The sequence below is a fragment of the Streptomyces anatolicus genome, assembly GCF_019400875.1.
Classification (GTDB): domain Bacteria; phylum Actinomycetota; class Actinomycetes; order Streptomycetales; family Streptomycetaceae; genus Streptomyces; species Streptomyces anatolicus.
This window is the reverse complement of sequence record NZ_WMBF01000358.1, coordinates 1-6,547: the sequence shown is the minus strand read 5'-3', so window position 1 is coordinate 6,547 and position 6,547 is coordinate 1. Positions and strand designations below refer to the sequence as shown.

General features: G+C 72.9%; 7 protein-coding genes. 2 read left to right on the top strand and 5 right to left on the bottom strand.

Annotated features, from left to right (window positions below; translation table 11 throughout):
• Window positions 1-44 precede the first annotated feature (44 nt).
• From GKQ77_RS24690 to GKQ77_RS24680, 3 genes are all read right to left on the bottom strand, one after another.
• Window positions 45-1,196, bottom strand: a complete 1,152-nt coding sequence (locus GKQ77_RS24690) for a hypothetical protein (RefSeq protein ID WP_219691132.1) — start codon at window positions 1,194-1,196, stop codon at window positions 45-47.
• Between the two features lie 82 nt (window positions 1,197-1,278).
• Entirely contained in the window at window positions 1,279-2,190 is a 912-nt protein-coding gene (locus GKQ77_RS24685) for a glutaminase (protein ID WP_219691133.1), read from the bottom strand.
• A gap of 67 nt (window positions 2,191-2,257) precedes the next feature.
• Window positions 2,258-3,217: a LysR family transcriptional regulator gene (locus GKQ77_RS24680; protein ID WP_219691131.1), complete on the bottom strand. Its 960-nt coding sequence runs from the start codon at window positions 3,215-3,217 to the stop codon at window positions 2,258-2,260.
• Between the two features lie 71 nt (window positions 3,218-3,288).
• Between GKQ77_RS24680 and GKQ77_RS24675 the strand changes: the two genes are divergently transcribed.
• Window positions 3,289-4,293, top strand: a complete 1,005-nt coding sequence (locus GKQ77_RS24675) for a 4-hydroxy-tetrahydrodipicolinate synthase family protein (protein ID WP_219691130.1) — start codon at window positions 3,289-3,291, stop codon at window positions 4,291-4,293.
• Here GKQ77_RS24675 and GKQ77_RS24670 read toward each other — a convergent pair.
• Entirely contained in the window at window positions 4,197-5,096 is a 900-nt protein-coding gene (locus GKQ77_RS24670; RefSeq protein ID WP_219691129.1) for an NAD-dependent protein deacetylase, read from the bottom strand. The genes GKQ77_RS24675 and GKQ77_RS24670 overlap by 97 nt on opposite strands.
• Before the next feature lie 97 nt (window positions 5,097-5,193).
• On the opposite strand from GKQ77_RS24670, the gene GKQ77_RS24665 reads away from it, so the two are divergent.
• Complete coding sequence (locus GKQ77_RS24665) at window positions 5,194-5,466, top strand: DUF3253 domain-containing protein (RefSeq protein WP_219691128.1); 273 nt, start codon at window positions 5,194-5,196, stop codon at window positions 5,464-5,466.
• Between the two features lie 15 nt (window positions 5,467-5,481).
• Here the strand turns inward: GKQ77_RS24665 and GKQ77_RS24660 are convergent.
• Window positions 5,482-6,547: alkaline phosphatase PhoX (locus tag GKQ77_RS24660; protein WP_219691127.1), on the bottom strand; the 1,066-nt coding region annotated here is incomplete at its 5' end.

The following is a 6,547-nucleotide window of genomic DNA, read 5'->3' as shown; positions in this document are numbered from 1 at the left end:
GGTGAGGAGGGGGCGCGGGCGGCGCCGGGCGCCGCGCCGCCGCCCTACTTGTTCGGGTCCCGGAAGCGGCTGAAGGCCTTCGTCAGGGCGCTCAGCGGCGAGGCGTCCGTCCTGGCCGGTCCCGGCGCGGGCGGCCGGGGGGCGCCCTCTCCTCCGCTCGCCTCGTTGAGCGCGGCCATCGCCGCCTCGGCCGCCTCCTGGTAGAGGTCACGGGATTTCGTCATGGCGTCGAGCGCCTCGGCGTACCTGGTGACCATGGTCTGGGCGTGGGCCAGCTCCTCGTCCGGCGTGAGCAGGTGCCAGCCCTGGCGCAGCCGCGTCAGGGCCTGCTCCGCGTCGGCCGGCAGCGGGCGCGGCAGTGCGGCGAACTCCTTGATCCTGTCGAGGAGTTCGGTCGGTTCCGAGCCGTCCAGGAAGACGCTGCGGACGGCGAAGCGCTCCGCGTCGTACTCCTGGCCCTGCGGCGCCACGGGCAGGATGACGGCGCCGCCGCGCGGCATCCGCACGCTCAGCTCCCGCTTCATCGCGAAGTCGGCGATCTGCGCCTGCTCCGGTGTGGCCCGGTGCTCGACCACGCGGTGCCGCAGGCTGGGCGGCAGGAACCGGGAGACGGGCTGCTGGCCCGCCGCGACCGGTGTCATCGCCTCGTGCACGACGACGTGGATGAACCAGCTCCGCCGGGTGCAGTCCCGCAGCCGGTGGCGCAGCTCGTCGTCGTCCTTCGGCAGGTGGTTCGTCGAGCGCAGGCGCAGGTCCTGCACCTCGTCGTGGTCCCAGGGGACCCGGTCGCTGTCGGGCCAGAACATGGTGGCGGGCGAGGGCCAGTGCGCGTCCCACGCCCGCTCCGCCTCGGCGGCGAGGACCCAGGTGACGCCCTCGCCGTCCTTGCGGCGGGTCTCCGGGTCGTACGTGGTCAGCTGGGCGCGGACCGTGACGTCGTCGGCCACGCGCCAGCGGGCCTCGAAGAGCCGGCGGGCCGAGGGGCCCGGGTCCGCGGACTCGTCCCTCGGGTGCAGCACGGTGGAGCGGGCCGCCTCGACGGGGTCGAGGTCGAGGAAGTCGTCGAGCACCCCGGCCGCCTTGAGGGCGATCAGGTTGCGCCGGACGTCCTGCTCGGGTTCGGGCCCCAGGTGGCGCCCGCGTCCCAGCCACGCGGTGTCGGGGACGGTGGGCGAGGAGGTGCTGTTCTTGGCCATGGAGTCGTTCTGTGGGTGATCAGGACCCGACCAGTATGGTCTGTGGAGCTGCCGATGGAAGCGCTGAGGGTGGAGTTTTTTCCTAGAACACCGACCAGCCCGTCACGGTGGTGAAGTGGTCGAGGGCCGCCACGCCCGCCACGGAGTTGCCGTACGAGTCCAGGCCCGGGCTCCAGACGCACAGGGTGCAGCGGCCGGGGATCACCGCGACGATGCCGCCGCCGACGCCGCTCTTGCCGGGCAGGCCGACGCGGTAGGCGAAGCTGCCCGCCGCGTCGTACGTACCGCAGGTGAGCATGACCGCGTTGACCTGCTTCGCCTCGCGGGCGGGCAGCAGACGGGTGCCGTCGCCGCGCAGTCCGTGCCGGGCCAGGAAGGCCGCCGCGAGGGCCAGGTCGCGGCAGCTCATGCGGATCGCGCACTGCCGGAAGTAGTGCTCGAGGACCGTGCTCACGGGGTTGTCCAGGTTGCCGTAGCTCGCCATGAAGTGTGCGAGGGCGGCGTTGCGGTCGCCGTGCTCGGCTTCGGAGGCCGCGACCACCGGGTCGAAGGCGACGTCCGGGTTGCCGCTCTCGGCGCGCAGGAACTCCAGCATCGTCGCGGAGGCGTCCTGGGTGAGGCTCTGCAGGCGGTCCGTGACGACCAGCGCGCCGGCGTTGATGAAGGGGTTTCGGGGGATGCCGTTCTCGTACTCGAGCTGGACCAGCGAGTTGAAGGGGTTGCCGGAGGGCTCGGTGCCCACGCGGTCCCAGATCCGCTCGCCGCCCTCGGCGAGGACGAGCGCGAGGCTGAAGGCCTTGGAGATGGACTGGACGGAGAACGGCTCCTGCCAGTCCCCCACGCCGTGCACCTCGCCGTTGACGTCGGCGACCGCGATGCCGAAGCGCTCGGCGTCCACGTCCGCGAGCGCCGGGATGTACTGGGCCACCTGGCCGCGGCCCACCAGCGGCCGGGCGAAGGCGGTGACTTCTTCGAGAACGGCCTGGTAGTCCACAACCTGAGCTTTCTGCATGTACGACGCGCGGTCGTTTCATCCTGCCATCGCCCCGGACCCGCACGCGTCACCGTGTGCTTCCCGCCCGGCCTTCTGAACCCACCATGCGGCCGACCGCCGTCGTCGCCGCCGCCACGAAAGCGGCGATCGCCGGATGGGCGCCGCCGCCCGCGCGGAACGCGACCTTCGAGCGACGGAACAGCGGCAACTCCGTGAGCACCACACCCGCGGGGCTCGGCACGGCGGCCATCTCCGGCACGAACCCGGCCCCCTGCCCGGCGGCGACCAGGGCGAGGACGGTGCGGAAGTCGTTGACCTGGTGGCGGATCCTGGGCTGGAACCCGGCGGCCTGGCAGGCGCGTACGGCCATCGCGTGGCCGGTGGTGCCGTCCCGCGCGGTGATCCACGGAACGTCGGCGCGGGGCCCGAGCAGCGCTGCCAGCGTGCCCCCGGGGCCGGGGCTCGCGGTCGCGGCCGTCTCCGTGGTCTCGCTCCCGGCGTGGGTGACGAGGTACATCGGCTCTTCGAGCAGGGGTACCTCGTCCACGGTCGTGTCCGGGGTCGCGGGGACGAAGTCGTAGTCATGGACGAGGGCCACGTCCAGCTCACCGGCGCGCAGGCCGTCGGAGACGCGCGCGGAGTCGATCTCGCGCACCATCGGCTCCAGCGCGGGGTGGCGGCGCGCCAGTTCGGCCAGCGCGCCGGGGACGATGGTGTGGCCGCCGGAGGGGTACGTCCCGATGCGCAGCGGCCCGCCGATGCCGTCCCGCGCGCCTGCCAGCTCGGCGACCGCCTGTTCGAGGCGGTTCAGGACCGCGTCGGCGTGCGCGACGAGGGAGCGGCCCGCGGGCGTGAGGACCACGCGCCGGCCGCTGCGCTCCAGCAGGGGCACGCCCGCCTCCCTCTCCAGCACCCCTAGCTGCTGGGAGACGGCGGACGCGGTGAAGGTCAGCGCTTCGGCGACGGCGGCGATGGTGCCGCGCCGGTCGAGTTCGCGGAGCAGATGGAGACGGCGGACATCAAGCATAAGTTCAGCTTAGGTGTGAGGGCAGAAATCAGAAATGGATCTACCGGGTGCGGGTGGGCCAAGGTGGGCGCATGAACCCCGAACCGATCCTCAACGGCCTGTACGTCCCCCTGGTGACTCCTTTCACCGACGACCTGCGCCTGGCTCCCGACGCCCTGGCCCGGCTCGCCGACGAGGCGCTGTCGGCCGGTGCCTCCGGGCTCGTCGCCCTCGGTACGACCGCCGAGACGGCCACGTTGAGCGCGGAGGAGAGAGAGACGGTGGTGGACGTCTGCTCGGCCGCCTGCCGGGCGCACGGGGCGCCGCTCGTCGTCGGGGTCGGCACCGGCGACACCGCCGCCGCCATCACGTCGCTGCGAGCGCTGGCGGCCAGGGGCGACGTGGCCGCCGCGCTGGTTCCCGCGCCGCCGTACATCCGCCCCGGGGAAGCGGCGACCCTGGCCCACTTCACCGCGCTGGCCGAGCACGGCGGTCTGCCTCTGGTCGTGTACGACATTCCCTACCGCTCCGGGCAGACGCTCGGCGCCGGCACGATCGCCGCGCTCGGCCGCCTGCCGGGGGTGGTCGGCATCAAGCACGCGACCGGCGCGATCGACGCGACCACCATGGAGCTGCTCGGCTCACCCCTGCCCGGTTTCGCGCTGCTCGGCGGCGACGACATCGTCCTCTCACCGCTGGTCGCGGCGGGCGCCCACGGCGGAATCGTCGCCTCGGCCAATGTGCGTACCGCCGACTTCGCGGAAATGATCGCGCTGTGGCGGCGCGGCTCCGCCGCCCCCGCCCGTGCCCTCGGAGCGGAGCTGGCCCGGCTCTCCGCCGCCCTCTTCACCGAGCCGAACCCGACGGTGATCAAGGGAGTCCTGCACGCCCAGAACCGCATCCCCAGCCCGGCCGTCCGTATGCCGCTCCTTGCCGCCTCCGCCGATTCGGTCCGCCGGGCGGTGCTCCTGGCAGGGAGCCGCGAGGGAAACGCCGCGCGTCAGTGCCCCTCGACGGAGATGACGGAGATGCCGAGCCGGTCGGCCACGGAGGTGAGTGCCGGTCCCAGCGGCAGCGCGACCCGGGTGACGGCGTAACGGTCGCCACGGGTGGCGTCCCGGTTGATGATCACGACGGGCTTGCCCGCCTCGGCCGCCTGGCGGACGAACCGCAGGCCGGACATCACCGTCAGCGAGGAGCCGAGGACCAGGACGGCCGCCGCCGCACGGACCGCCGCGCGGCAGCGCTCGACCCTCTCGGGCGGAACCGTCTCGCCGAAGAAGACCACGTCCGGCTTGAGGATGCCGCCGCAGTCCGTGCAGGGCAGCACGCGGAAGTCCGCGACCTGTTCGGCCGTGAGGTCGGCGTCGCCGTCCGGATTGATGCCGGCCGCCACCGGCGCGTAGCCCGGGTTGGCCTCCTCCAGCCGCTCGGCCAGCTCACCGCGCGGGCTGAGGGCGCCGCAGGACAGACAGACGACCCGGTCCAGGCTTCCGTGGAGTTCCACGGCCTGCGCGTCGCCCGCGGCCCGGTGCAGTCCGTCGACGTTCTGGGTGATCACACCGGCGAGCAGCCCGTGCCGCGCGAAGGCGGCCACGGCCCGGTGCCCGGCGTTGGGCCGGGCCCGGCCGAAGGTGCGCCATCCGAGGTGGCTGCGCGCCCAGTACCGCCGCCGTGCCTCGTGACCGGCGAGGAAGTCCTGGTAGGTCATGGGGGTGTGCCGGCTCAGGCTGCCGCCCTCGCCCCGGTAGTCGGGAATGCCCGACTCCGTGGAGAGGCCGGCCCCGCTGAGCACCAGCACACCGCCGGCGCCAAGCACCTCGACGACCGGCCCCAGATCCGTCGTGCCCGGCGGCAGGTCACCGGCGGGAGTCCAGCTCAGAGTGGGGCGCATACGCATGCCGCCAGGGTACGGAAGACCGGCGGGGTGACACCGGCGGTACGACACTGAGGGAGATGACGGATACGACGGGTGACGGATACGACGGGTGCCAGATATGACCGATGACGAACAGCGGACGGAGCGGCGCCTGGAGCGGGCCATCCTGGACCTGCTGGAGCGCCGCGACCCGGCCGCGACCATCTGCCCCTCCGACGCCGCTCGGGCGGTGTACGAAGGGGACGACGACGGCTGGCGCGCGCTCATGGAACCGGCCCGCCGCGCCGCCCGCCGCCTGGTCACGGCCGGCGAGGTGGAGATCACTCAGGGGGGCCGTCCCGTGGACCCGGCGCGGGCCCGTGGCCCGATCCGGATCCGCCGCGTCCGCTGACGCGCGCCGGGCCGCTCAGGCGGTGGTGCGGAAGGGGCCGGTGACCTCGTAGGTGATGCCGCCGGATGAGCTGCCGGACGTACCGCGCTGGCTGGAGAAGTAGAGCCGCTTGCCGTCGGGCGAGAAGGCCGGGCCGGTGATCTCTGAGCTGGACTGGCCGGTGATGCGCAGGAAGGGCGCCACGATCTCGGCGGGGGTGATGACGCAGATCTCCATGTTGCCGCCGTCCTCGGCGACGAACAGGTCTCCCGAGGAGCTGCCGGTGACGTTGTCGACGCCGGTCAGGGGTGCGGTGCCGTTGGTGACGAGGCTGTCGTCGTAGGCGAGTTCGTAGGTGCTGCTGCCCAGGTTGAGGCGCCAGACGCGGTTGTCGCCCTTGGTGGTGAACCAGACGGTGTCGGCGGCGTAGTGGCAGCCCTCGCCGCCGTTGAAGATCTTGGCGCCGGAGACCTGGTCGCGGGTGTAGGTGGGCGAGCCGTCCGGGTCGGGCACGTTCGCCCAGGTGAAGGAGCCGGAGGTGCCGCTGCCCGCGACCAGTACCTGGAGGGTCCCGGAGGACAGGTCGCCCCAGGTGGCCGGGGTGAACCGGTAGAAGCAGCCGTCCGACTCGTCCTCGGTCATGTAGATCACCTTGCGCACCGGGTCGGCGGCGGCGGCCTCGTGCTTGAACTGGCCCATCGCGCTGCGGCGGACGGCGGCCTTCACGCCCCACGGGTCGGTCTCGTAGACGTAGCCTCGGCTGACTTCCTCGCACGACAGCCAGGTCTTCCACGGGGTGGCCCCGCCCGCGCAGTTGTTGCGGGTGTTGGACAGGATCCGGTGGGCGCCGGTGACGGAACCGGCGGAGTTGAACTTGACGGCGCTCGCGCCGCCTCCGGTGGCCAGCTCGGAGTTGGACACGTAGATCCAGCCCGTACCGTCGGCGAAACAGGCGCCGCCGTCGGGGGCGCCGTGCCAGGTGTACGAGGTGCCGGAAACCGTGCGGCCCGAGCGGGCTATGACGCGGCTGGTGAAGCCGGAGGGCAGCATGATGCCGTTGGCGTCGGCGGCCAGCAGACCGCCGTAGGGGCCGGGGCCGTTC

Coding starts and splice junctions, on each gene's coding strand:
- GKQ77_RS24680 (WP_219691131.1), bottom strand. CDS start 3,217: ATGCTTGATGTCCGCCGTCTCCATCTGCTCCGCGAACTCGACCGGCGC.
- GKQ77_RS24690 (WP_219691132.1), bottom strand. CDS start 1,196: ATGGCCAAGAACAGCACCTCCTCGCCCACCGTCCCCGACACCGCGTGG.
- GKQ77_RS24665 (WP_219691128.1), top strand. CDS start 5,194: ATGACCGATGACGAACAGCGGACGGAGCGGCGCCTGGAGCGGGCCATC.
- GKQ77_RS24670 (WP_219691129.1), bottom strand. CDS start 5,096: ATGCGTATGCGCCCCACTCTGAGCTGGACTCCCGCCGGTGACCTGCCG.
- GKQ77_RS24675 (WP_219691130.1), top strand. CDS start 3,289: ATGAACCCCGAACCGATCCTCAACGGCCTGTACGTCCCCCTGGTGACT.